Source organism: Streptomyces sp. NBC_00316, assembly GCF_036158715.1.
GTDB lineage: Bacteria > Actinomycetota > Actinomycetes > Streptomycetales > Streptomycetaceae > Streptomyces.
This window is the reverse complement of record NZ_CP108023.1, coordinates 2,045,907-2,070,743: the sequence shown is the minus strand read 5'-3', so window position 1 is coordinate 2,070,743 and position 24,837 is coordinate 2,045,907. Positions and strand designations below refer to the sequence as shown.

Sequence of the window (24,837 nt, the reverse complement as noted above, 5' to 3'; positions counted from 1 at the left end):
GTCATCACGCACATCGCGCAACCCCGCCCTGGCCGCTGCCGAGGGTGCCGCTGCCGACGCGACCGCCCTCCTTCGCGAACGTCGCGTAGATGTCGATACTCATCAGAAGTCCCATTCGGCGTCGTCGGCCGCGCCATCGCCCGGGGCCGCGGCGGCGAACGACTGGCCGGCCATGCCGGCCGCGAGCGTGGTGCCGTCCGCCGGGTCGATCAGCAGGAACGATCCGGTGCGGCGTGAGTCCGCGTAGGCGTCGAGGGCGAGCGGTTCGGCGGTGCGGACGACGACCCGGCCGATGTCGTTGGCGACCAGCTGCCCGGGTGCCGGGTGCTGCGACAGGTCGTCCAGGGTCAGCCGCGACGGGATGTCCTTGACGATCGCCTTGACCGTGCGGGTGGTGTGCTTGAGCAGCACCCGCTGGCCGACGGCGAGCGGCTGGTCCGCGACATGGCAGACGGTCGCCTCGACGTCCTGGGTGACCGCGGGTGCGTCGTCGGCCGGCGCGATGAGGTCACCGCGCGAGACGTCGATGTCGTCGGCCAGCCGGACGGTCACCGACTGGGGTGCCCAGGCGATGTCCACGCTCTCGCCGAGGGCGTCGATCCCGGCGATCGTCGACGTACGGCCGGAGGGAAGGACGGTGACGGCCTCGCCCACGCGGAACGCACCGGCGGCGATCTGGCCCGCGTAGCCTCGGTAGTCGGGGTGCTCGGCGGTCTGCGGACGGATCACGTACTGGACGGGGAAGCGTGCGTGGCAGGCGGTGAGGTCGTGGCTGACCGGCACCGTCTCCAGGTGCTCCAGCACCGTCGGACCGCCGTACCAGTCCATGTGGGCGGACGGCTCCACGACGTTGTCACCGGCCAGCGCGGAGATCGGGATCGCGGTGATCTCCGGGACGCCCAGCGAGGCGGCGTACGCGGTGAACTCCTCGGCGATGGCGGCGAACACGGGCTCCGCGTAGTCGACCAGGTCCATCTTGTTCACGGCGAGGACCACATGCGGCACCCGCAGCAGCGCGGCGACGGCGGCGTGCCGGCGAGTCTGCTCGACGACACCGTTGCGGGCGTCGACGAGGACGACGGCGAGCTCGGCCGTCGAGGCCCCCGTCACCATGTTCCGGGTGTACTGCACATGCCCCGGGGTGTCGGCCAGGATGAAGCGGCGGCGCGGCGTGGCGAAGTAGCGGTAGGCGACATCGATGGTGATGCCCTGCTCGCGTTCGGCCCGCAGCCCGTCGGTCAGCAGCGCCAGGTCCGGCGCCTCCTGGCCCCGGTTGCGCGACGCGTGCTCGACGGCCTCCAGCTGGTCGGTGAGGACCGACTTGGAGTCGTGCAGAAGACGTCCCACGAGGGTGGACTTGCCGTCGTCGACGGACCCCGCGGTGGCGAACCGCAGCAGGGTGGTGGTCGACAACTGCTCGGTGCTGGTGGTCATTTAGAAGTACCCCTCGCGCTTGCGGTCTTCCATCGCGGCCTCGGACATCTTGTCGTCGGCACGCGTCGCGCCCCGCTCGGTGAGCCGGGAGGCGGCGATCTCGGTGATCACGGCGGCGAGCGTCGTGGCGTCGGAGTCGACGGCGCCGGTGCAGGACATGTCGCCGACCGTCCGGTACCGCACCTGCCGGGTCTCGACCGGCTCGCTCTCCTTGGGGCCGCCCCAGTCACCGGCGGTCAGCCACATACCGGAGCGGTTGAAGACCTCCCGCTCATGGGCGAAGTAGATCTCCGGAAGCTCGATGCCTTCGCGCTCGATGTACTGCCAGACGTCGAGCTCGGTCCAGTTGGAGATCGGGAAGACCCGGACGTGCTCGCCTGGGGCGTGCCGGCCGTTGTAGAGCTGCCACAGCTCGGGGCGCTGGCGCCTGGGGTCCCACTGGGAGAACTCGTCGCGCAGCGAGAAGACCCGCTCCTTGGCACGCGCCTTCTCCTCGTCGCGCCGGCCGCCGCCGAACACGGCGTCGAAGCGGTGCTGCTGGATCGCCTCGGTCAGCGGCACGGTCTGCAGCGGGTTGCGCGTGCCGTCGGGGCGCTCACGGAGCTTGCCGGCGTCGATGTACTCCTGGACGGAGGCGACATGCAGCCGCAGTCCGTGCGCGGCGACCGTGCGGTCGCGGTAGTCGAGGACCTCGGGGAAGTTGTGCCCGGTGTCGACGTGCAGCAGCGTGAACGGCACCGGCGCAGGCGCGAACGCCTTCAGCGCCAGATGCAGCATCACGATCGAGTCCTTGCCGCCGGAGAACAGGATCACCGGCCGCTCGAACTCCCCTGCCACCTCACGGAAGATGTGCACCGCCTCGGACTCCAGGGAGTCCAGGTGGCTGAGTGCGTACGGATTGTCGGTGTCCTCCGACACAGTCGCGACGGTCGTCACGCTGCACCCCTCTCGCTCAGCAGCGCATACAGCTCCGCCGCGGACTCCTGCACGGTCTGCCGGTGCGACTCGATCCGCAGGTCCGGCGACTCGGGCGCCTCGTACGGGTCGTCGACCCCGGTGAGCCCGCTGATCTCGCCCGCCGCCTGCTTGGCGTAGAGGCCCTTCACATCGCGTACGGAGCACACCTCGACCGGAGTCGCGACATGCACCTCCAGATACGCGGTGCCCTCCGCCCGGTGGCGCTTGCGTACGGCGTCACGGCTGTCCGCGTACGGGGCGATGACCGGTACGAGCACCTTCACGCCGTTGGCGGCCAGGAGTTCGGCGACGAAGCCGATCCGCTGGACGTTGGTGTGCCGGTCCTCGCGGGAGAAGCCGAGCCCTGCGGAGAGGAACTCGCGGATCTCGTCGCCGTCGAGCACCTCCACCCGGTGCCCCTCGCCGCGCAGCCGGCCGGCCAGTTCGTACGCGATGGTGGTCTTGCCCGCGCTCGGCAGACCGGTCAGCCAGATGGTGGCTCCCGTCTCCGTCACGCTCATCGAAGTCTCCTGATCAGTCGTCATCAGTCGTGCAGCCCGCACTCGGTCTTGCCCCGGCCGGCCCAGCGTCCGGCCCGCACGTCCTCGCCCTCCAGCACCCGGCGGGTGCACGGCGCGCAGCCCACGGAGGCGTACCCGTCCATCAGAAGCGGGTTGGTGAGGACTCCGTGCTCCGCGACGTATGCGTCCACGTCGTCCTGCGTCCAGCGGGCGATCGGCGAGATCTTGACCTTCTGCCGCTTCTCGTCCCAGCCGACCACCGGGGTGTTCGCCCGGGTCGGGGACTCGTCGCGCCGCAGCCCGGTCGCCCAGGCCGCGTACGACGTCAGGCCCTCCTCGAGGGGCTTGACCTTCCGCAGCCTGCAGCACAGGTCGGGGTCCCGGTCGTGCAGTTGCGGGCCGTACTCGGCGACCTGCTCGGCCACGCTCTGACGTGGCGTCAGCGTGATGACGTTGACGTCCATCACGGCGTCCACCGCGTCGCGGGTCCCGATCGTCTCCTCGAAGTGGTAGCCGGTGTCGAGGAACACCACATCGACGCCCGGGAAGGCGCGGGAGGCGAGATGTGCCACGACCGCGTCCTCCATCGAGGACGTGACGCAGAACCGATTGCCGAAGGTCTCCGCGGCCCACCGCAGGATCTCCAGCGGGGCGGCGTCCTCCAGCTCACGGCCCGCCCTCTCGGCCAGGGCCCGGAGGTCCTCGATCTGCTGAGTGTCCGTCATTTCCCTTCCCCCTCCACGTCGTTGCGCAGCAGTCCCCGCGTCAGCAGACCCATGAACTTGAGCTGGAACGCGCGGTTGCAGGAGGCACATTCCCAGGCCCCGTGCCCGGTCTCGTGCGGACGCAGGTCCTCGTCCCCGCAGTACGGGCAGTAGAACGGTGCGGCGCGCCCGCTCATGACAGCGACTCCGCACTGGCCCGCGCCGCCCAGGTCGCGAACCGCTCGCCGTCCTCGCGCTCCTCCTGGAACCGGCCGAGCACCCGCTCGACGTAGTCCGGCAGCTCGGCCGAAGTGACCTTCAGGCCACGGACCTTGCGGCCGAACCCGGCCTCCAGGCCCAGGGCGCCACCGAGGTGCACCTGGTAGCCCTCCACCTGGTTGCCGTCGGCGTCCAGGACCAGTTGGCCCTTGAGGCCGATGTCCGCGGTCTGGATGCGGGCGCAGGCGTTGGGGCAGCCGTTGATGTTGATGGTGAGCGGCTCGTCGAAGTCCGGCAGGCGGCGTTCCAGTTCGTCGATGAGCGAGGCGCCGCGCGCCTTCGTCTCGACGATCGCGAGCTTGCAGAACTCGATGCCGGTGCAGGCCATCGTGCCGCGCCGGAACGTCGAGGGCGTCACCTGGAAGTCGAGCGCCTCGAGACCGGCGACCAGGGACTCCACCTGGTCCTGTGCCACGTCGAGGATGAGCATCTTCTGCTCGACGGTGGTGCGCAGCCGGTCCGAGCCGTGTGCGGCGGCCAGGTCGGCGATCTTGGCCAGGGTGGAGCCGTCCACCCGGCCGACCCGGGGTGCGAACCCGACGTAGAAGCGCCCGTCCTGCTGCTCGTGGACACCCACGTGGTCGCGCCAGCGGCTGCTCGGCTGCTCGGGCGCGGGACCGTCGACCAGCGGGCGCTTCAGGTACTCGTCCTCCAGCACCTGGCGGAACTTCGCCGGACCCCAGTCCGCCATCAGGAACTTCAGACGGGCGCGGGTGCGCAGCCGCCGGTAGCCGTAGTCGCGGAAGATCCCCACCACACCGGCCCAGACATCCGGGACCTCGTCGAGCGGTACCCAGGCGCCCAGCCGCTCGGCGAGCCGCGGGTTGGTGGAGAGCCCGCCGCCGACCCAGACGTCGAAGCCCGGACCGTGCTCGGGGTGGACCACGCCGACGAACGCGATGTCGTTGATCTCGTGGACCACGTCCTGCACCGGAGAGCCGGAGATCGCGGTCTTGAACTTCCGCGGCAGGTTGGAGAATTCCTTGTTGCCGATGTAGCGGTCGTGGATCTCGTCGACCGCGGGCGTGCCGTCGATGATCTCGTCCGCGGCGATCCCCGCCACCGGCGAGCCGATGATCACGCGCGGGCAGTCGCCGCACGCCTCGGTGGTGGAGAGCCCGACGGCCTCCAGCTTCTCCCAGATCGCCGGGACGTCCTCGATGCGGATCCAGTGCAGCTGGATGTTCTGCCGGTCGGTGATGTCCGCGGTGCCGCGTGCGTACTCCTGCGAGATCTCGCCGATGACCCGCAACTGCGCGGTGGTCAGCCGGCCGCCGTCGATCCGGACCCGCAGCATGAAGTACTTGTCGTCCAGCTCCTCCGGCTCCAGGATCGCGGTCTTGCCGCCGTCGATCCCGGGCTTGCGCTGCGTGTAGAGGCCCCACCACCGCATGCGCCCACGCAGGTCGTTGGGGTCGATCGAGTCGAATCCGCGCTTGGAGTAGATCGTCTCAATGCGCGTCCGCACGTTGAGACCGTCGTCGTCCTTCTTGAACTGCTCATTGCCGTTGAGCGGAGTGTGGTGCCCCACGGCCCACTGGCCCTCGCCACGGTGGCGTCCGGCCTTGCGGCGGGGCGTGGTGGTCGCAGGCTGTTCCGGGGTAGCGGCCATGACAGTACGTCCTTCGGGACTGCAGGAGGGCGGCTCTGAACTGCACACTCGCGCTGAGGCGCGGCGGTGCGCAGGGGGGTGCAGAGAAAAGGGATCGCGGCGGTGCTGGGACTCTCAGCCCGCCGGACAGATGGCGCTGGACATGCGGCCGAGGTCGACGTGGCGTCGACTCACCAAGGCAATTCCAGTTCCAGGCATGACGGAAGCGTGTCACGCGACTCTCGGGACAGTCCACCACTATCCATGATGTGGACGAGACTGTCCCGAGAGGTGAGACGATGTGGTGCCGGTCACTTCAGCGGCGCAGACGTGGGTATCCGTAAGGGAGGTATTGACCGAAACGTTCTGCTCTAGCGTGCCGCTCCGGGCCACGGTCCCGGCGTCGCCACGTCCGCCTCCAGCTCGACCTTGGTGTCGAAGAGCCTGAACCCGCGGCGCAGATAGTTGTCCATGGCGTGCGGGCCGTCCTTCGAGCAGGTGTGCAGCCACACCCGCTTCGTCGGCGGGCGCTGCGGCCAGCGCTCCGCCAGGTCCCAGGCGCGCGCGACCCCGTGCGCGAGCAGATGACCGCCGATCCGGCGCCCGCGGAAGGCCGGTATCAGGCCGAAGTACATGATCTCGACCACGCCGTCGTCCTGCGGGTCCAGCTCGATGTACCCGGCCGGGGTCCCGTTCTCGTACGCCACCCAGGTCTCCGCCCCGGGCCGGTCCAGGGCCTCCTGCCACTCGGCGTACGTCATCGAGAGCCGGTCGGTCCACTGGATGTCGCCGCCGACCGCCGTGTAGAGGAAGCGGCTGAACTCCGGCAGCGGTACCGCCGACCGTACGATCCGGACGTCGCCCTCGGGGGCGCTGGCGGGCCGCAGATCGTCGGGGGAGGTCTGTTCCAGGGACCAGACGGTCACCTCGGCAGCTGCAGGTGCGGGCTCGGTGTTGCTCATGACTGCCAGGGAACCATGCCGTGTGGCTATGGCCAAAGCCTGTCCCGCCGCCCGGGCTGCCGGCTTCCGTTCACCGCCGCCTTCCGCCCGCCGGACCAGCTGCCCGCGCCGCCGGCCCCCGGCCCCCGGCCCCGGTGACGGCCCCCGCTGCCGTCACACCGTCGTACGGGCCCTGACCACCACCGGCGCCGTCGAGCGCGGCAGCAGATCGCCCGGGTGCTCCGGAGGGATCACCTCCACCTCGACGCCCTCACCGAAGCGGTACGGGCGGTGCGCCAGCACTTCGGCCATATGGCGCCGCAGCCGCGAGATCTCGGCCCGCACCGTCACCGTCCGGGTCGCATCGCCGAAGAGGTCCTCGGCCAGCTCGGACGCCGTACGCCCCTCGGGGTGCAGCGCCAGTGCGTACAGCAGCTCCGCGTGGCGCGGCGACAGGCGCTGGGTCGAGGAGCCGACCGGGCCCTTCACACTGACCGCGAGACCGGCCGGCCGGCTCAGATCGAGGACCACCCGGCGCGGCGCCGCATCCGACGGCTCGTCCGCCACCTGGATCAGCCAGCCGCCGGACAGCGGTTCCACCCGGCACATCCCGAGCGACGGCAGCCACACCGGGCCCGCCTGCAGCGACTTCGGCAGCGGCAGGCGGCTGACCGGAGGCATTCCGGTGACCCCGGCCAGCCAGCCGTGCCGGTCCACCGCCAGCGCCCGGCCGCCCAGCCGCGCGAGCAGCGGCGCGGCGACCGAACGCAGCCGGTCGATCGCGAGCAGATGCCGGTTCCGGAGCTCGCTCTCGGCCAGCCGGGCCACCGAACCGACCAGCGCCAGCGTCATCGGATGGAAGGTGGACACGGGGCCGCTGACATCGACGATGCCGATCAGCCGTCCGTCCCGCGGATCACGGACCGGAGCCGCCGCACACGTCCAGGCGTGCAGGGTGCGGACGAAATGCTCCGACGAGTGGACCTGGACCGGGGCGCGCGAGGCGAGCGCCGTACCGATCGCGTTCGTGCCCGTGATCGCCTCGGCCCAGGACGCACCCTCCTCCAGACAGATGCCGTCCGCCTGCCGCAGCACCCCGGGATTGCCCTGCCGCCAGAGCACCCGGCCCTCCACATCGGTGACGACCATGATCTGCCGCGCACTGTCGGCGATCGAGACCAGGCCGTCGCTGAGCAGCGGCATCACCTCGCCCAGTGCCGAACTGCGCCGCCGGTGCTCGATCTCGTCCGACTCCAGCAGCACGCTCTGGGTGGTCTGCTCGGGGTCGATGCCGCTGCGCAGCACCCGGTCCCACGAGGCGCCGATCTCGGCCCGGGGGGCGACCGGTGGGCGCTCGCCCTCGAGCCTCGCCTCCCGGGCCCTGTGGAGCATGCGCGTGGCCCGGTCCGAACCCAGGGCGGCCAGTCGCGTCACTTCGACCGGACTTGTCTCCACCGTCGACACCCCCAGTTGCCGGGGCCGAGTCACGGCCCGCGGACCCCATCCTGTCGTTGTGGGGTTCTCGATACTGCGCACTCCGCACAACGGTTGCAACCCTTTGCAACTCTGGCGTGTTGCGTCAGTACGTACGAGAGTGGCGTCACACCGCACGGTGGAGCCTGTGCGCCGTTGTTCGGTGCGCACAGCAAGGAGGGTGGTGCCGTGTCGGCGCAGCACCACCCTCCGTCGCTGTTTCCCGCACTCAGTGCGCGACGGGCCGCGCCCGCTCCACGATCGAGGCCAGGTCCAGGCTGTGCGGCAGCGTCCCGAAGGCCGCACCCCAGTCCCCGCCCAGCCGCGACGCACAGAACGCGTCCGCCACCTCCGGCGGTGCCCAGCGCACCAGCAGCGAACCCTGCAGTACCAGTGCCATCCGCTCGACGAGCCGGCGGGCCCGCGCATCGATCCCGTGCAGATCGGCCAGCTCGGTCAGCATGTCCTTGATCGCCCCGTCGAGCCGGTGGTCGGCGCCGCGCGCCCGGCCGACCTCCTGCAGGAACGCGTTCAGCGCCTGCGGCTCGCGCTGCAACGCCCGCAGCACATCCAGCGCCTGTACGTTCCCGGAGCCCTCCCAGATCGAGTTGAGCGGCGCCTCGCGCAGCAGCCGCGGCATCCCGGACTCCTCGACGTACCCATTGCCGCCCAGGCACTCCAGGGCCTCGCCGGCCAGCGGCGTGCACCGCTTCGTCACCCAGTACTTCGCCGTGGGCACCGCGATCCGCAGGAACGCCCGGTCCGCCTCCGTGCCGGCGTCGTACGCGGCGGCCAGCCGCAGTGCCAGCACCGTCGCCGCCTCCGACTCCAGCGCCAGATCGGCCAGCACGTTCCGCATCAGCGGCTTGTCGACCAGCACCCCGCCGAACGCGCTGCGGTACGTGCAGTGATGGATCGCCTGCGCCACCGCCTGCCGCATCAGTGCCGCCGAGCCGGTCACACAGTCCAGCCGGGTCGCCGCCACCATCTCGATGATGGTGCGCACCCCGCGCCCCTCGTCGCCGACCCGGCGCGCCCACGTCCCGTCGAACTCGACCTCGCTCGACGCGTTGGACCGGTTGCCCAGCTTGTCCTTCAGCCGCTGGATCGCGAACACATTGCGGCTGCCGTCGGGCAGCACCCGGGGCAGCAGGAAGCACGTCAGCCCGCCGGGCGCCTGTGCCAGTACCAGGAAGCCGTCTGACATCGGCGCCGAACAGAACCACTTGTGTCCGGTGAGCAGATACTCGCCGTCGGCCGCCAGCGGTTCGGCCCGCGTCGTATTGGACCGGACGTCGGTACCACCCTGCTTCTCCGTCATGCCCATCCCGAAGAGCACACCGGCCTTCTGCGCGGGCGGCCGTAGCCCCCGCTCGTACACCGTCGACGTCAGGCGCGGCTCCCACTCGGCGGCCAGCACCGGATCGGTCCGCAGCGCCGGTACCGCCGCATGGGTCATCGACAGCGGGCAGCCGTGCCCGCCCTCGGCCTGCGTCCACACCAGGAACCCGGCCGCGCGCCGCACATGACCGCCCGGCCGGCCCCACGCGTCGGTCAGCCCGGCGCCGACCGCATGCCCCAGCAGCCGGTGCCAGGCCGGATGGAACTCCACTTCGTCGATGCGATGCCCGTACCGGTCGTGCGTGCGCAGTTCCGGCGGGTACGCGTTCGCCTGCGCACCCCACTCCTGGACCTGCGCGGACCCGGCGGCCCTGCCCAGCTCCCCGAGCTCGTCCCGGGCCCCGGCGAGCAGCTCGGGCGCGAGGTGCCGTTCGACGGCCTCCGTGAGTGCGCGGTCGGCGGCGAAGACGTCATAGCCGACCAGCGGCGGGACCTGATTGGACACGGTGTGGGTGGTGGCTGCCATGCCGATACGGTAAGGACGTGCAGGCAGCAAATGAAACACCCGAGCGGCCGTCGGGCCGGCTCCACCGGGCCCGAGTCCTCTACCGCAACGTATCCAAGCGGCAGATGGTCTGGCAGTTGCTCAAGGACACCGTCAACTCGTGCATGGAGTACCGCATCCTCGGACTCGCGGCCGAGGCGGCGTTCTTCACTCTGCTGTCCCTGCCGCCGTTGCTGCTCGCCCTGATCGGACTGCTCGGTTACGTCGACGAGTGGACGAACACCACCACGGTCGCCTCGATCGAGCGCAACATCCTCAACGCGGCGCAGACCGTCCTGTCCCAGCGGGGCGTCAACGACTTCGCCAAACCGCTCCTGGAGGACGTCACCACCGGCGCCCGCCCCGACGTCATCTCCATCGGTTTCGCGATCGCACTCTGGTCGGGGTCCCGCGCGGTGAACGTCTTCATCGACACGATCACCGTGATGTACGGCCTCGACGGCCACCGCGGCATCGTCAAGACGCGGCTGCTCTCGTTCCTGCTGTACATCGTCGCGCTGCTGCTCGGTGCGATCGTGCTGCCGCTGCTCGTGGTCGGCCCCGACCGGGTCGTGGAACTCGTTCCCTGGGGCACGGAGGTCATCAGCGTCCTCTACTGGCCGCTGGTGATCCTGCTGTCGGTCGCGTTCCTGACGACGCTGTACCACGTCTCAGTGCCGGTGCGTTCGCCGTGGATAGAGGACATGCCGGGTGCGCTGGTGGCGCTCGCGATGTGGGTGCTCGGGAGCTTCCTGCTGCGGATCTATCTGACCAGTACGGTCGAGGGGCCGACGATCTACGGCTCGCTGGCCGCCCCGATCGCCGTGCTGCTGTGGATCGGCGTGTCCGCGTTCGCGGTGCTGGTGGGGGCGGCGGTCAACGCCGCCATCGACCGGGTGTGGCCGTCGCTGGCGACGGCCGCGGCGCGTGCGGCCAATGACCGGATGCGGGCGGCCCAGGCCGCGGAGCTCGTGGCGCGGGCCCAGGCGGAGTGCGCCGACGAGGACTGGGACGACGACATGGAGGAAGGCGACATCCCCTACATGCCGTCCGAGTTCCCGGAGCGGTGGTCGCGGTTCCTGCCCCCGGACGATGTGAAGTCCCGCCTGCTGCAGCCGGGCCGCGACAAGGAGGCGGCGAAGGACGCCGCCAAGGAGAAGGACAAGGCCAAGGACAAGGCCACGGGCAAGGACAGCGAGCAGGAGGGGAAGGGATCCCCGAAGCCGCGGTCGTAGGACCCGGCCGAACGCCGCCCCGGCCGCGCGCTCTCGCGCGTAGCGTGACGGCATGGGCGAACGGTACGAAGAGCGGAAGTCCCGTTTCCACGGGGCGATCGTCTGGACACTGCAGGTGGCGCACGGGCCCGTGCGCCCCGTCCTGCCCGACGGCTGCATGGATCTGCTCTGGATCGGCGACCGGCTGCTCGTCGCCGGACCGGACACGCACGCGTACGAACCCTCCGAGGTCGCCGGCGAGCGGTTCACGGGCATCCGGTTCGCCCCCGGCACCGCCCCGGCCCTGCTCGGCGTACCGGCGCACGAACTGCGTGACCAGCAGGTCGACCTGGCCGATCTGTGGCCGGGCGCGCAGATTCGCGTACTCGCCGAGCGCATCGCCGCAGCCACCGACCCCGCCGCCGCACTGGAGGCCGTGGCGCTGCGGAGGGCTGCCGAGACCGGGCCGCCGGATCCGCTGATGCGGTCCGTCGCCGTACAGCTGGCGCAGGGGCGGTCCGTCGCCGCCACCGCGGACACGGTCGGCCTCGGCGCCCGGCAGCTGCACCGCCGTGCGCTGGCGGCCTTCGGCTACGGCCCCAAGACCCTGGCCCGGGTGCTGCGGCTGCAGCGCGCGCTCGCCCTCGTGGGGTCCGGAATGCCGTACGCCGATGCGGCGCTCGCCGCGGGCTGCACCGACCAGGCGCACCTCGCGCGGGAGATGCGCGAACTGGCCGGTACGACCCTGACCGCCTACTTCGCGGCGTCGGCGAACAGCGAGACCGCGCAGCCGTCCGGGTCGAGGACCACCGCGTAACGCTGCCCCCACTCGGCGTCCCACGGCTTCAGGTGGCCCTGGTACCCGGCGCCGGTCAGATCGTCGTACACCGCGTCCACCTCCGCGGGACTGTCGCAGCGGAACGCGAGCCCGACCCGGTCGCCTCCCCGGGAGCCGGTCCACCCGGGGTCGAAGGAACGGATGACGTCCTCGGTGTCCCACAGGAGTCGCTGTCCGCCCGGCAGGGTCACTTCGACATGGGGTGCGGAGTCCGCCCCGGCCGGGATGTCGAGCCCGAGCCGGCGGTAGAAGGTGAGCGATGCGGCCAGATCCGCGGCGATGATGCCGATCGCGTCGAGTCGTGGAGTCATGGTCCGAACGTAGAACGGACCCCCGCGACAGGTCTTGTACGAATCGGTCATGTCACCACCGGGCTGCGGGGGGCCCGGCCGGGCGCAGGCGGGTTCCCCTCCCGCGCCCGACCGCCCACCCGTACGACGAGGACCCGGCGCGGGGGCCTGCCGCCCCGGCGCACGCGTCGCCGGCCGTTCGAGATCTCCGGGGAAGACGTCCGTACTCAGAGGCAGTCGTCGGGCGAAGTCCCCGGGTCCGCCAGTGCCAGGCCGAGCTGGGCGCGCTCGGTGACCCAGCGGGACGGACGGTGGCGCGGATCACCGGTCGTGGTGTGCAGTGCCTGCTGCAGTTCCAGCATCCGGCCCGCGCCGATCCGGTCACCCCAGGCCAGCGGCCCCACCGGATAGCCGAGACCGGTCGTGACGGCCAGATCGATGTCGGCCGGGGTGGCGAGGGAACGCTCGGCGATCGACGCGGCGACGGACACGATCGAGGCCAGCAGCCGCTGAGCGACCGAGCCCGCCGTGTCCCGCACCACCGACACCGCGTACGGCTCGCCGCCGTCCGCCGCCCGCGCCAGGACCGCGCGGGCGTCGTGTGCGGCAGCCGGATCCGCCGCCGCCGTCACGGCCAGCACCCGGCGCCGGCCGGCCGGCGGCAGCGGGTCCACGCCGAAGGTGCGCCCGGCGGGCAGCCCGTGCGCGGCGACCGCCGCGGCCACAGTGGTGCCCCAGACGGGAACGAGCACCAGCGCGTCGGCGGACGGCCCCGTACCCCTCTCGACGGCGGCGCCCGCCGCGGACAGCGCCTCGCGCAGCGCGGCCGCGTCGGAGTCCGCCGCATCCCCGACGACATGCACCGGCCGGTCCGCGTTGCCCGTGACCGGAGGCTCCGCAGCGGCGGTGGGGGCGTCGTCGCCGTACGCGAACCAGCCGCGCCCGGTCTTGCGGCCGTGCAGTCCCGCGGCCACCCGGTTCGGGGTGAGGTACGAGGGGCGGAGCCGGTCCGCGTACCGGAAGCCCTCCCAGATCGAGTCGATGACCGCGGCCGTCACATCCAGACCCGTGAGGTCCATCAGCTCGAACGGGCCCATCCGCAGGCCGAGTAGGTCACGCGCGATCCGGTCGATGCCCGCCGGGTCGGCGACCGACTCCTCCAGCAGCGCGAGCGCCTCGGTGACCAGACCGCGACCGGCGTGGTTGACGAGGAAGCCGGGGGTGTCGGCGACCGTCACTGCGCGGTGGCCGCACCCCTCGACCAGAGCGGTGAGCACCCGCGGGATCTCCGGGCGGGTGGCCGCGCCCGGCACGATCTCGACGATCTTCATGAGCGGCACCGGGTTGAAGAAGTGCAGCCCGGCCAGGCGCGTCGGGTCCTCGAGTGTCGCGGCGATCCGGGTGACCGACAGGGAGGAGGTGTTGGTCGCGAACACGGCCGAGGCGGGCAGCGCCTTCTCCAGCCGGCCGAAGACCTCCGCCTTGGTGCCGAGGTCCTCCCGTACGGCCTCGATGACCAGCTCGACATCCGGCCCGGCCGCCCATGGATCATCGAGCGGAACCAGCCGTTCCAGAGCAGCGGCGCCGTCCTCGGCCGACAGCCGGCCCTTCTGCACGGCGCGGTCGAGCATGGTCCTCACGAAGTCGAGGGCCGCCGTCACCGCCTCGGTGCGTACGTCGCACAGCTCGACGGTGTGTCCGGCGGTGGCAGCCCACTGGGCGATGCCACGGCCCATGGCTCCAGCGCCGACGATCCTGATACGCATGGCGGTCGAGGTCCTCTCGGGGGTGGTACGAGTCGTTCCAGCGAAGATAGACGCGCCCGGGGCGGACGTCCTCGCCCAGGAGCCCGCAGCTCATCGGTCCAGCGGGCATTGATTGCCGGCGCCTACCGAATTAGGGTCGGATCAAGACTCCTGATGTATGGATGAGGTAAGCCATGGAGCTGCGTCATCTGTCCGCGTTCGTCGCCGTGGCCGAGGAACTGCACTTCGGCCGGGCGGCCCGGCGCCTGCAGATGGCCCAGCCGCCGTTGAGCCAGCAGATCCGGCAGCTGGAGAAGGAGCTCGACGTCCAGCTCTTCGAGCGCACGACGCGTTCGGTGCGGCTCACCAGCACGGGGGAAGCGTTCCTCGAGCCGGTGCGGACCGTGCTCGCCGACCTGGACACCGCCGTACGGGCCGCCAGGGCGGCCGGTCGCGGCGAGTACGGCCGGGTCACCATCGGGTTCGCCGGTGCCTCCAGCCACGAGACCCTGCCGCTCCTGACCAGGGCCGTGCGCGCAGCCCATCCCGGTCTGGAACTCGTCATGAAGGGGCAGACGTACGCCGATGCCGCCCTCGCCGGGGTCGCGGACGGCTCGCTCGACCTGGGGTTCGTCCGGCTGCCCGTGACCCGGCCCGGCGTGCAGTACCGGGTGATCGACGAGGAGGAGCTCCTCTGCGCGCTGCCCTCCGACCACCCGCTCGCCGGTCTGGAGCGGGTGCCGGTCGAGGTGCTGGCCGAGGAGCCTTTCGTCACCTTCCCCGCCAACAGCGGCTCCACCGTGCGGGACGCGACCGTCGGCGCGTGCGAAGCGGCCGGGTTCATTCCACGCGTGGTGCAGGAGGCCCCCGACTCGTACACCATCCTGGCGCTGGTCGCCGCGGGCGTCGGCGTCACGCTCACCGTCTCCTCCTGTCGGCACATCCAGCAGAACGGCCTGGTCTACCGGCCGCTCGCCGGGCCGTCGATCCGGCTCCGGGCGGCGCTGGCCTGGCGCACCGACAACCCCTCGGCCGCCCTGCACGCGGTGCTCGCGGTGGCGCAGAGCGCGCTGCCGACCCCGGCCTGCCATTGAGACGTGTGGCGTCTTGGATCAGGGTGATCTGGATATTGGACCGACTCGGTCACCGGGTGCGAGGGTCGGCGTACACCTCCACCCGTCTGTGCCCGCCCGTATGTCACCCGCACCACCGGAAGGTCCCGCCGTGCCCGACCAGCAGCTCGACGTCGTCATCTGTGAACCGCTGCGCACGCCGATCGGCCGCTTCGGCGGAGCCTTCGCCCAGCAGACACCGGCCTCCCTCGCCGCACGCGTCATCGCCGAGATCGTCGCCCGCACCGGCATCGACCCGGCGAAGGTCGACGAAGTGATCCTCGGCCACGCCTACCCGTCCTCCGACGCACCCGCGATCGGCCGGGTCGCCGCCCTTGACGCCGGACTCCCGCAGACCGTCACCGGCGCCCAGATCGACCGCCGCTGCGGCTCCGGCCTGCAGGCCGTGCTGGACGCGGCGATGCAGATCCGGGCCGGCTTCAGCGAGGTCGTCATCGCGGGCGGCGTCGACGTGATGAGTGCCGCCCCCTACTACACCCACGACGGCCGCTGGGGCATCAAGGGCCCCGGCCTCCACCTGCACGACTCGCTGGCCCGCGGCCGGGTCACGGCGGGCGGAGTCAACCACCCGGTGCCCGGCGGCATGATCGAGACCGCGGAGAACCTGCGGCGGGAGTACGCGATCAGCCGCGCCGACCAGGACGCGCTCGCCCTGCGTTCGCAGCAGCGCGCCGCCCGCGCAGCCGCCGAGGGACGCTACGACGCGGAGACCGTGCCCGTCACCGTACGCACCCGCAAGGGCGAGACGATCGTCACCGCCGACGAGCATCCCCGTCCCGACACCACCGCCGAACAACTCGCGGCACTGCGCCCGGTCATGCTGAAGTCCGACCCGGACGCCACCGTCACCGCGGGCAACGCCAGCGGACAGAACGACGCGGCCGCCGCCTGCCTGGTGACGAGCGCGGCGACCGCCGAACGCCTCGGCCTGACACCGCTGGTGCGGCTGGTCTCCTTCGCCCGCGCCGGAGTCCCGGCCGCGACCATGGGGATCGGCCCCGTCCCGGCGACCCGCGCGGCTCTCGCCCGCGCCGGAATCGGCCTCGCCGACCTGGACCTGATCGAGCTCAACGAGGCGTTCGCCGCCCAGGTCCTCGCCTGCACCCGTGAACTGGGCCTCGGCGAGACCGACCATGAGCAGCGGATCAACGTCAACGGCTCCGGGGTCTCCCTCGGCCACCCGGTCGGTGCCACCGGCGCCCGCATCCTGGCCACGCTGAGCCGGGAAATGCACCGGCGCGAGGTGCGCTACGGGCTGGAGACCATGTGCATCGGGGGCGGCCAGGGCCTTGCCGCCGTCTTCGAGCGCATCGCGGCCTGACCGCGCCGGCGCCGGCGCGAGGGAGAGAGGACCGAGGCAAGGCGGTGATCACCGTGGGGCCCGGTGATCACCGCGATCGCAGCTCGTACGGGCTGACTCGTCGTCCGCGGCCGGCATTCCACGGCGCGCCCGTACGACACCCACGAGGCCGGTCGATGCTCTGATCAGCACCACGCCCGGCACGGTGGCGCACCCCGCGGACACCCACCCGCCCGAGCCGTCGTGGCGGAACGCGACAGGTCCGGCAGGACGGCCGTAGCCGCCGTGCCGGACCTGTCGTCGAAGCGTCAGCTTTTCTCTGTTGCGTCGGTCAGCTCTGCGAACCGCGGGCGCGGCGCATCAGCCACGCGCCACCGATCACCATGGCGGCGCTGGCTCCACCAGCGATGCCCATGTCGGTGCCGGCGCCGGTGTGCGCCAGCGTCGGGGGCTTGTGGTTCCACTTCTTGTGGTTCCACTTCTTGTGGTTCCACTTCTTGTGGTCCCACTTGTGGTGGTTCCACTCGTGGTGCGGCCACTGGTGGTGCGGCCACTGGTGGCTCACCGGGGGGTTGTACACCGGGGGCTTGTGGTGGGGCGGCCTGTGGTGCGGGGGCTTGTGGTGGGGTGGCTTGTGGTGCGGGGGCTTGTGGTGCGGGGGCTTGTGGTGGGGCGGCTTGTGGTGCGGGGGCTTGTGGTGCGGCGGCTTGTGGTGTTCCGGAGGGCAGTCCGGGTGGTGGTGGTGCGACGGGGGCTGGTGCGTCGTCGGCGGGTAGTGCGGGGGGTTGTGATGCGGCGGGTAGTGCGGAGTCGGGGAGGACTCGTCGGAGCACTCGTTGCCGGCCGCCGGGTTGAGCGCGGCGATGACGTCGACGGTGTTGCCACAGACGTTGACCGGGACGTCGACGGGCGCCTGGATCAGGTTGCCGGACAGCACGCCCGAAGAATCGACGGCGGCACCCTCGGCGCTTGCGTCCGCACCGTCGTCGTAACCGTCGTCGTCGTAACCGTCGTCGCTTGCGTCCGCACCCTCGTCGTAACCGTCGTCGGCCCAGCTGTCGTCCTCGTTCTCGCACTTGTTGCCGACGGCAGGGTTCAGCAGGCCGACGACGTTGACGGTGTTGCCGCAGAGGTCGATGGGAATGTCGACCGGCGCCTGTACCGCGTTGCCCGAGCCGAAGCCCGACGAACCGATGGTGGCAGCGGCAGCGGAGGAATCAGCGTGCGCGTAGCCGCCCGCCGCGGTCAGAATGCCCGACGCCGCTGCCATGACGAGCATGCTTTTACTCAACGTTTTTCGCATTCGTTGCCCTTCCTTAGGACATATCGCGCGGGCGGAACGCCCGCAGTTCATTCATCAGGCGATACAGCTACCGGCGGGGATGGCCACCCCGACGGTTCTTCGCACGCGATTGGGTATGCGGCATCACGGCCCGGCAGAACGACCACGAACTCTGTGAGCGCGTTCCGAAATGTACGCTTGACGACTGCCATAACGACGAAGGGTTCGCCGGGAGACCCAAAAATTCTTAGAAATTCTTTAATCACCCGGACGGATTACGCATGCCTGTGCACCCTCGCGTTGCGCTCGGGAAACGACTCGATGCGACAGCGTCCTGTCTGTCGTACGGGCGTCCGGCCCGACCGGGCATTCGGGTGAATGGTGAGAACCAAACGTCCGGCGGCGAGTTGGGCAGGAAGCCTCTGCACGGGGCATTCAGCGCGAGAAGGGTTCATCGTGATCAAGAAAGTCCTGGCTGCAGGTGCCGTCGCCGCTTCCTTCGTCGGTATCTCGGCAACGCTCGCTCCGCAGGCGATGGCCATCGGGAACGACGGAGGCACCACGACGTTCAACGGCAATGGCGCCGCGCAGGCCTTCGGCAACTCCGCGACCCACGGCGACTGGAGCCCGCAGATCGGTCTGATCCAGGGCTCGCTCAACAAGCCCTGCATCGCCCTGCCGGGCAAGGTCAACGGCGGTGCGCTGGGCGGACTCGTTCCGATCGCGGTCGAGGACGTCAACGTCCTGTCCTCGCCGCAGAACCAGCAGTGCACCGAGAACTCCACCCAGGCCAAGGGCGACGAGCCGCTGTCGCACATCCTGGACAACATCCCGGTGCTCACCGGCAACGGTGTACACAACCGCTGACACAGTCGGCCGCACCGAACGGCCCGGGCCGCAGGCGTTCCTCTGCCGCGGGGTCCGGGTCCGCCGCTGCGTCATTCGGGCGGATTTCCGAGAATCTTCTTCCTGAAGAGTTTCGTGCACGGACCTAAATCGTTACGAATTGCATTGACGGGGTTACGAGCTATCAGGACCGCGCTCGTGCGGCACGAAAGCCGTGGCCGCTCCGGACCCCGCCGCAGAAAGGGATCAAAGTGAAGTACACCAAGGTTGCCACCATCGCTGCCGGAACGCTGCTGGCGCTCGGTGCTGCCACGCCGGCCTTCGCCAATTCGGAGGCTGACGGCATCGTTTCCCACACCTCGGGCCTCCTGTCCGGAAACTATGTCCAGGCTCCGGTCCACATCCCGCTCAACGTCTGCGGCGCCACCGTGAACGTGATCGCTCTGCTCAACCCCACATTCGGCAACGCCTGCTTCCACCACTGAATTCCGGTCGGCTGAGCCCTGCGCTCACCGTCCGTTCGCCCCGGATCGCACGTCGTGTGCGATCCGGGGCTTTCCTCTTTTCCGCGTGCTCCGTTCCGGGGGTTCGCAGCGCTTCCGGATGGGACGGAACGGCCGAAGCCATTCCGCCCGGCCCGAGGCGCGATGCGCCGGCGGCTGGAGGCCGGCACCCGGACAGCTGCGCGGAACGGAGCACCTAACAGTGCACCACCGATTCTTCGCGCCGACCCCGCGCAACACCCTTACCGGTGATTAGTCATGCAATCGATCGAGTGGTCCGACAGAAAAGTCCTCCCACGCAGTTGCCCGGTCGGAACCGGATCGTTACCCAGAGGGAAAGCGGCAGAAGTCACAGGCAAAGAAGGCTTGTGCGGCGCGGGGACGCGACCGAAACAGATGCCGCTGCAGAAGGGAAACCCGAAAGTGAAGTACGCGAAGACTGCTGCGTTCGTTGCCGGTTCCGTGGTTGCGCTCGGAACGGCTGCTCCCGCCTTCGCCGCCACCGCCGCGACGGCCCCGAGTCTGAGCCTCGACGGCGGCGTCAACCAGGTGCTTGCCGCAGCACCGCAGGGTGTCGACCCGATCGTCGACACCGTCGGCGGTGCTGCCGAATCGGTGCAGAAGAAGGGCGCCCTCACCAAGGTCGCCGGTCGGGCCACCGGTGCGGCCAAGGGGGCTGCTCCGCTGCTCGGTGGCGTGCCCCTCGGCGGCTGATCCGTCGTACGACGGAATTTTCCCCGCCCATTCGCAGCATTTCGCATTTCCGGTGCCAGACGTTCGGTGAATCCGGATGGCGCAAGCACCGTTCGGGTGAAGTGGCAGAACCATTCCCGCCGCCGTGAGTTGATCAGAACGCTCCGGACAGGTGGGCAACAGAAAACCCCAGAAGGGCTATTTCGTGATCAAGAAGATTATGGCTTCGGCAGCTGTCGCTGCGTCGGTCGTCGGTGTCTCCGCCGCGCTCGCCCCGCAGGCCATGGCGGTCGGCAACGACGAGGGCGTCACGACCGTCAACGGCAATGGCGCCGCGCAGGCGTTCGGCAACTCCGCGACCCACGGCGACTGGAGTCCGCAGATCGGCCTGATCCAGGGCTCGCTCAACAAGCCCTGCATCGCCCTGCCGGCCAAGGCCAACATCGGCTCTGCCCTCGGCGGGATCCCGATCGCGGTCCAGGACGTCAACGTCCTGTCCTCGCCGCAGAACCAGCAGTGCACCGAGAACTCCACCCAGGCCAAGGGTGACGAGGCTCTGTCGCACATCCTGGACAACATCCCGCTGTTCTCCGGCAACGGGTTCGGCAACAACTAGCGCCACCGCTCCGGACGCACCTCGCTGATCCACCCGTGGGGCCAGTTCCTCCGCACGGCAGCCGCACCCCGGCAGCCCGGAGGGACTGGCCCCACGTTGCGTTCCGGGACCACCGGACCCCCGATGGGGTGACGGAGTGGGCCGGTTGCCGTAGTACCGGCCGCGAGGGCCCGTCACATCGGGTACAGGCCCCTCATGGACCAGTACGACAGTCAGCGCCCGTGGAGCCGCCACCGGCATCCGGAGGACGGCACACCCATCTACGACCGGCTGCTCGCCGAATGGCAGGAGGCCCGGCGGGCCCGGGGGCCGGGCCTGCCGGCCCCCGAGCCCGATCCGCCCCGCACGTGTGGCATCGTCCCCGCCGCGCGCACCTCCGGCGAGACCCTCGGCGGCTGACCCACGATGTCGAACTCATTCCGGATCCAACCCATTTGAGTGGAACTGCGGAACCGGCGCTCGTGTAAGCGGGTTGATCAGTACGTTCCAGAACGGGGCGCTCTGAAAGGTGAAGCGTGATGAAGAAGATGATGGCCGGCGCGGCTGTGGCCGTATCCCTGGTCGGTCTCTCGGCTGCCGCGGCCCCCGCGGCCATGGCGATCGGCAACGACCAGGGAACTACGTCGGTCAACGGCAACGGTTCCTCGCAGGCATTCGGCAACTCCTCGACCCGTGGTGACTGGAGTCCGCAGATCGGTCTGATCCAGGGCTCGCTGAACAAGCCCTGCATCGCCCTGCCGGGCAAGGTCAACGGCGGTGCGCTGGGCGGCTACCTCGGTAGCCTTGCGGTCCAGGACATCAACGTCCTGTCCTCGCCGCAGAACCAGCAGTGCACCGAGAACTCCACGCAGGCCAAGGGTGACGAGGCTCTGTCGCACATCCTGGACAACATCCCGCTGTTCTCCGGCAACGGCCACGCCAACAACTGACGCGTCGTGAGGTGCGGCTGGTCCAGGGGAGTGCCCCGGGCCACTCGCACTCCCATGTCGGGCCGCGCACGACGATGCCCACCGCTCAACGGGGAGCGGTGGGCATCGGGCGTACCGGCGCGGGGCGGATCAGCCCAGGGAGCGCACCGGCAGGACGCAGTGCGCGGAGGTCATGATGACCTCCGGGTCGGCGGCGAAGGAGCGCAGCAGCTCTTCGTCGACCGGGCGCCCCGGCGCCCCCGCCGGCCACGGGCGGGTGGCGAACATCGCGTACACCTCGCCGTGGTCACGGGCCGCGGCCAGCCACTGGGGCGGAACCGTGTACTGCGCGGTGAAGTGAGGCAGCGTCAGCACGGCCTGACCGGCCTGGACCAGGAGCTTGACCGGGAGGCCCGGCGTCTCGGCGGCCCTCACGGGACCGGCGCCCACCGGCAGCCTGCTGTGCTCCAGGGCCACGCGCATCGCGGCCTCACCGGCGGCAGGGCCGTCCGACCCGTCGCCCAGTGAGTAGACGAGCAGGAAGGCGGCATCCCGTCCGCCCGCGGGGTGTTCGCCGCTCCATCCGATGACGGTGAGAGTGCCCAACTGGGCTTGTGTGAACGCGCCGGTGGCGGTCTGGGGTGAGGTCATGCTCGGCACCCTAACGGCCATGGACCGGTCGTTGTGCACACGTATCACCTGATCGAGGGAGACCTCGTGACAAGACCGACGAATAAATGAGTTGACTCCGTCGGGCGGCTGCGGGCTATCGTGTGCAGCGTTCCGGACGGCGGGTCGGCCGCCGGTGCAGGCTCGTGCGTGAACCAGGAGGTGAGGACATTGATGACTGTCGTTGCGATGGGCGCTGCCCACAACCAGAAGTGCATCGTTCCCACCCCCGTGGTCGCCGGCTGACCTTCTTCGTACCTCTCCGCGCCCGAGCGCGCTGCCGGGGCCACCCTGTGAAGGGTTTCCCTTGTCTTTCTCCCCGCTTTCCCCGTTTTCCTCTCCCGTTCCGTCCTCGTCGCATCCGCTCTCCCCGTACGGCTGGGACGACGCCTGGGCGGCCGAGTTCTCCCCGTACGCCGCACAGGGGCTGCTGCCCGGGCGTGTGGTGCGGGTGGACCGCGGTCAGTGCGATGTCGTCACCCCCGACGGCACCGTGCGCGCCGACACCGCGTTCGTGGTGCCGCGCGACCCGATGCGGATCGTCTGCACGGGCGACTGGGTCGCCGTGGACCCCGACGGTGACCCGCAGTTCGTACGGACGCTGCTGCCGCGGCGTACTGCCTTCGTGCGCTCGACGTCCTCGCAGCGTTCCGAGGGGCAGGTGCTCGCCACCAACGTCGACCACATCGCCATCTGTGTCTCGCTCGCCGTGGAGCTCGACCTCGGTCGGGTGGAGCGCTTCCTCGCGCTCGCCATGTCCAGTTCCGGCGGCGACGCCCTGCTGCGGGACGGGACGTCCCCGGAGGACGGCGCCGCCCAGCCGCTCGTCGTGCTGACCAAGGCCGATCTGGTGCCGGACGCCGCCACTTTGTCGTACCTCGTCCAGGACGTCGAGGCCATCGCGCCCGGCGTGCAGGTGTTGCCCGTCAGCTCCGCCACCGGGGAAGGGCTCGATGTGCTGGGTGCCATCGTCTCGGGCGGCACGAGCGTGCTGCTCGGGGTGTCCGGTGCGGGCAAATCGACCCTGGCCAACACCCTGCTCGGCGAGGACGTGATGGAGGTGCAGGCCGCGCGTGACGTCGACGGCAAGGGCCGGCACACCACCACGACCCGCAATCTGCTGGTCCTGCCCACCGGGGGCGTACTGATCGACACCCCCGGACTGCGCGGGGTCGGCCTCTGGGACGCGGAGACCGGCGTCGGCCAGGTCTTCTCGGAGATCGAGGACCTGGCCCGGCAGTGCCGGTTCCACGACTGTGCCCATCGCTCCGAGCCCGGCTGCGCGGTCCTCGCCGCGATCGAGGACGGTGCGCTCTCCGAGCGGCGTCTCGACAGCTTCCGCAAGCTGCTGCGCGAGAACCAGCGCATCGCCGCCAAGACCGATGCCCGGGTGCGCTCCGAGATCCAGCGCGAATGGAAGCGCAGGGGCGCCGAGGGCCGGGCGGCCATGGACGCGAAGCAGGGCCGGGTGCGGTAGCGCCGGGGCCCGGCCGGGGCCCTGGTCGACGTCCGAAAACCGCGAGAAGGTCCTGGTGCGGGGGCGCACACTGGTCGGTGTGAGCGACCATGTGCGGGACGATCGGACCAGGTACGAGGCGGTCAGCAGCCGCGACGCGCGCTTCGACGGGGAGTTCTTCTTCGCCGTCGAGACCACCGGCATCTACTGCCGGCCGAGCTGCGCCGCCGTCACCCCGAAGCGGAAGAACGTCCGGTTCTTCCCGACCGCCGCCGCCGCCCAGGCCAACGGCTTCCGGGCGTGCAGACGCTGCCGCCCGGACGCCGTCCCCGGGTCCGCGGAATGGAACGCGCGGGCCGATGTCGTCGGCCGCGCCATGCGGATGATCGGCGACGGTGTGGTCGACCGGGAGGGCGTGCCCGGTCTCGCCCACCGGCTCGGCTACAGCTCGCGCCAGGTACAGCGACAGCTCAATGCCGAGCTGGGCGCCGGACCCGTCGCCCTCGCCCGAGCCCAGCGGGCCCACACCGCACGGGTGCTGCTCCAGACGACGGGGCTGCCCGTCACCGAGATCGCATTCGCGTCCGGTTTCGCCAGCGTGCGCCAGTTCAACGACACGATCCGGCGGATCTACGCCCGTACGCCCAGCGCCCTGCGGGCCGAGGCCGGGACCGGACTGGGCGCGGCGGTACGGGAGGCGACCCGGACCGGGATCCCGCTCCGGCTCGCCCACCGGGGTCCGTACGCCGCCCGGGAGGTCTTCGATCTGCTGGCCGGCGAGACGGTCGCCCGCATCGAGGAGATCACCGGCGGGGCCGGCGCCCGCACCTACCGGCGCACCCTGCGGCTGCCGTACGGCGCAGGGATCGTCGCCGTCGACGAACGGTCCGCCGGGGCGTGGCTGGACGCCAGGATCCACCTGACGGACCTGCGCGATCTGACCACGGCCGTGCAGCGGCTGCGGCGGCTCTTCGACCTGGACGCCGATCCGTACGCCGTCGACGAGCGGCTCGGCGCCGACCCAGGGCTGGCGCCGCGCGTCGCGGCCCGCCCCGGGCTGCGGTCGCCGGGCGCCGCGGACCCCGAGGAGTTCGCCGTACGGACGCTGCTGGGCCGGGCTGCCGCCGAGCGGCTCGTGGAGACGTACGGGAAGGTCCTGGACGCACCCTCCGGCGGGCTGACGCACCTGTTTCCGGAGCCGGGGGTGCTGGCCGGCGCGGTGGACGACCCGGCACTGCGGGCACTGACGGCCGCGCTCGCCGACGGATCCGTACGGCTCGACGCCGGGGCCGACCGGGACGAGGCCGAGCGGGCGCTGCTCCTGCTGCCGGGGATCGGTCCGGCGGCTGCGGCGCTGATCAGGATGCGTGCGCTCGGCGATCCCGACGTGGACCCGGACGGAATCCCCGGGTCGCACCGGTGGCGGCCCTGGCGTTCGTACGCCGTGCGTCATCTGGAGTGCCGGTGACATCGGTCCCGTCGGGGGGAGGCAGGCGCGCTCGGCCTCGCCGCGTGCGTCCTGGCATCGGCCTCGTGCGCCTGTCCCGCCCCCACACCGT

Annotated in this window: 26 protein-coding genes; 12 read left to right on the top strand and 14 right to left on the bottom strand. The window is 70.8% G+C overall.

All coding sequences use genetic code 11. The features are described from left to right. Positions 1-102 precede the first annotated feature (102 nt). From OG878_RS09110 to OG878_RS09065, 10 genes are all read right to left on the bottom strand, one after another. Positions 103-1,434 carry a sulfate adenylyltransferase subunit 1 gene (locus OG878_RS09110; protein ID WP_328886314.1) on the bottom strand — a complete coding sequence of 444 codons (1,332 nt, stop codon included), beginning with the start codon at positions 1,432-1,434 and terminating at the stop codon, positions 103-105. Further along, positions 1,435-2,370, bottom strand: a complete 936-nt coding sequence (cysD, locus tag OG878_RS09105) for a sulfate adenylyltransferase subunit CysD (protein WP_328886313.1) — start codon at positions 2,368-2,370, stop codon at positions 1,435-1,437. Next, the gene (gene cysC, locus OG878_RS09100) at positions 2,367-2,936 is read right to left on the bottom strand and encodes an adenylyl-sulfate kinase (RefSeq protein WP_328886312.1); all 570 of its coding nucleotides are present in this window, start codon (positions 2,934-2,936) and stop codon (positions 2,367-2,369) included. Before cysC ends, cysD begins: the two co-directional genes overlap by 4 nt. Next, complete coding sequence (locus tag OG878_RS09095) at positions 2,936-3,637, bottom strand: phosphoadenylyl-sulfate reductase (protein WP_328886311.1); 702 nt, start codon at positions 3,635-3,637, stop codon at positions 2,936-2,938. Before OG878_RS09095 ends, cysC begins: the two co-directional genes overlap by 1 nt. Further along, on the bottom strand, positions 3,634-3,813 hold the full coding sequence (locus OG878_RS09090; protein WP_328886310.1) for a hypothetical protein: 180 nt from the start codon (positions 3,811-3,813) through the stop codon (positions 3,634-3,636). Before OG878_RS09090 ends, OG878_RS09095 begins: the two co-directional genes overlap by 4 nt. Continuing rightward, positions 3,810-5,507, bottom strand: coding sequence for a nitrite/sulfite reductase (locus OG878_RS09085; protein WP_328886309.1), 1,698 nt, complete (start codon positions 5,505-5,507; stop codon positions 3,810-3,812). The genes OG878_RS09090 and OG878_RS09085 overlap by 4 nt, the downstream gene beginning before the upstream one ends. A 114-nt stretch (positions 5,508-5,621) precedes the next feature. Next, positions 5,622-5,705 carry a putative leader peptide gene (locus OG878_RS09080; protein ID WP_316248393.1) on the bottom strand — a complete coding sequence of 28 codons (84 nt, stop codon included), beginning with the start codon at positions 5,703-5,705 and terminating at the stop codon, positions 5,622-5,624. Between the two features lie 152 nt (positions 5,706-5,857). Further along, positions 5,858-6,448, bottom strand: coding sequence for a GNAT family N-acetyltransferase (locus OG878_RS09075; RefSeq protein WP_328886308.1), 591 nt, complete (start codon positions 6,446-6,448; stop codon positions 5,858-5,860). A gap of 153 nt (positions 6,449-6,601) precedes the next feature. Beyond that, positions 6,602-7,819, bottom strand: a complete 1,218-nt coding sequence (locus tag OG878_RS09070) for a GAF domain-containing protein (RefSeq protein WP_328891190.1) — start codon at positions 7,817-7,819, stop codon at positions 6,602-6,604. Positions 7,820-8,129: 310 nt separating this feature from the next. Then, a complete protein-coding gene (locus tag OG878_RS09065) occupies positions 8,130-9,767 on the bottom strand; it encodes an acyl-CoA dehydrogenase family protein (protein ID WP_328886307.1) in 1,638 nt (545 codons plus the stop codon). Positions 9,768-9,784: 17 nt separating this feature from the next. Between OG878_RS09065 and OG878_RS09060 the strand changes: the two genes are divergently transcribed. Next, positions 9,785-11,020 carry a YihY/virulence factor BrkB family protein gene (locus OG878_RS09060; protein ID WP_328886306.1) on the top strand — a complete coding sequence of 412 codons (1,236 nt, stop codon included), beginning with the start codon at positions 9,785-9,787 and terminating at the stop codon, positions 11,018-11,020. 52 nt (positions 11,021-11,072) lie between these two features. Then, complete coding sequence (locus OG878_RS09055; protein WP_328886305.1) at positions 11,073-11,816, top strand: helix-turn-helix domain-containing protein; 744 nt, start codon at positions 11,073-11,075, stop codon at positions 11,814-11,816. Here OG878_RS09055 and OG878_RS09050 read toward each other — a convergent pair. Further along, on the bottom strand, positions 11,753-12,148 hold the full coding sequence (locus tag OG878_RS09050) for a VOC family protein (protein WP_328886304.1): 396 nt from the start codon (positions 12,146-12,148) through the stop codon (positions 11,753-11,755). The two genes, OG878_RS09055 and OG878_RS09050, sit on opposite strands and share 64 nt — an antisense overlap. Before the next feature lie 206 nt (positions 12,149-12,354). Beyond that, a complete protein-coding gene (locus OG878_RS09045; protein ID WP_328886303.1) occupies positions 12,355-13,893 on the bottom strand; it encodes a 3-hydroxyacyl-CoA dehydrogenase in 1,539 nt (512 codons plus the stop codon). A 173-nt stretch (positions 13,894-14,066) separates the two neighbouring features. On the opposite strand from OG878_RS09045, the gene OG878_RS09040 reads away from it, so the two are divergent. After that, a complete protein-coding gene (locus tag OG878_RS09040) occupies positions 14,067-14,966 on the top strand; it encodes a LysR family transcriptional regulator (protein WP_328886302.1) in 900 nt (299 codons plus the stop codon). A gap of 130 nt (positions 14,967-15,096) precedes the next feature. Beyond that, on the top strand, positions 15,097-16,326 hold the full coding sequence (locus OG878_RS09035) for an acetyl-CoA C-acetyltransferase (protein ID WP_328886301.1): 1,230 nt from the start codon (positions 15,097-15,099) through the stop codon (positions 16,324-16,326). Between the two features lie 310 nt (positions 16,327-16,636). On the opposite strand, the gene OG878_RS09030 is transcribed toward OG878_RS09035, so the two are convergent. Beyond that, complete coding sequence (locus OG878_RS09030; RefSeq protein WP_328886300.1) at positions 16,637-17,584, bottom strand: chaplin; 948 nt, start codon at positions 17,582-17,584, stop codon at positions 16,637-16,639. Positions 17,585-18,043: 459 nt separating this feature from the next. Here OG878_RS09030 and OG878_RS09025 point away from each other — a divergent pair, with 459 nt between their 5' ends. The 6 genes from OG878_RS09025 to OG878_RS09000 all read left to right on the top strand — a co-directional run bounded on the left by OG878_RS09025 (position 18,044) and on the right by OG878_RS09000 (position 21,174). Further along, on the top strand, positions 18,044-18,454 hold the full coding sequence (locus tag OG878_RS09025) for a rodlin (protein WP_328886299.1): 411 nt from the start codon (positions 18,044-18,046) through the stop codon (positions 18,452-18,454). Positions 18,455-18,684: 230 nt separating this feature from the next. After that, a complete protein-coding gene (locus OG878_RS09020) occupies positions 18,685-18,918 on the top strand; it encodes a chaplin (RefSeq protein WP_328886298.1) in 234 nt (77 codons plus the stop codon). Positions 18,919-19,359: 441 nt separating this feature from the next. Further along, positions 19,360-19,650: a hypothetical protein gene (locus OG878_RS09015; protein WP_328886297.1), complete on the top strand. Its 291-nt coding sequence runs from the start codon at positions 19,360-19,362 to the stop codon at positions 19,648-19,650. 184 nt (positions 19,651-19,834) lie between these two features. After that, positions 19,835-20,245 carry a rodlin gene (locus tag OG878_RS09010; RefSeq protein ID WP_328886296.1) on the top strand — a complete coding sequence of 137 codons (411 nt, stop codon included), beginning with the start codon at positions 19,835-19,837 and terminating at the stop codon, positions 20,243-20,245. Between the two features lie 195 nt (positions 20,246-20,440). Further along, complete coding sequence (locus OG878_RS09005; RefSeq protein WP_328886295.1) at positions 20,441-20,644, top strand: hypothetical protein; 204 nt, start codon at positions 20,441-20,443, stop codon at positions 20,642-20,644. A 116-nt stretch (positions 20,645-20,760) separates the two neighbouring features. Continuing rightward, on the top strand, positions 20,761-21,174 hold the full coding sequence (locus tag OG878_RS09000) for a rodlin (protein ID WP_328886294.1): 414 nt from the start codon (positions 20,761-20,763) through the stop codon (positions 21,172-21,174). A gap of 129 nt (positions 21,175-21,303) precedes the next feature. Here the strand turns inward: OG878_RS09000 and OG878_RS08995 are convergent, their stop codons facing one another. Then, positions 21,304-21,804: a DUF5949 family protein gene (locus OG878_RS08995; protein ID WP_328886293.1), complete on the bottom strand. Its 501-nt coding sequence runs from the start codon at positions 21,802-21,804 to the stop codon at positions 21,304-21,306. A gap of 325 nt (positions 21,805-22,129) precedes the next feature. Between OG878_RS08995 and rsgA the strand changes: the two genes are divergently transcribed. Together rsgA and OG878_RS08985 are read left to right on the top strand one after the other, a co-directional pair. Next, on the top strand, positions 22,130-23,299 hold the full coding sequence (rsgA, locus tag OG878_RS08990; protein ID WP_328886292.1) for a ribosome small subunit-dependent GTPase A: 1,170 nt from the start codon (positions 22,130-22,132) through the stop codon (positions 23,297-23,299). A 91-nt stretch (positions 23,300-23,390) separates the two neighbouring features. After that, a complete protein-coding gene (locus tag OG878_RS08985; RefSeq protein ID WP_328891189.1) occupies positions 23,391-24,746 on the top strand; it encodes a DNA-3-methyladenine glycosylase 2 family protein in 1,356 nt (451 codons plus the stop codon). Positions 24,747-24,837: the final 91 nt, after the last annotated feature.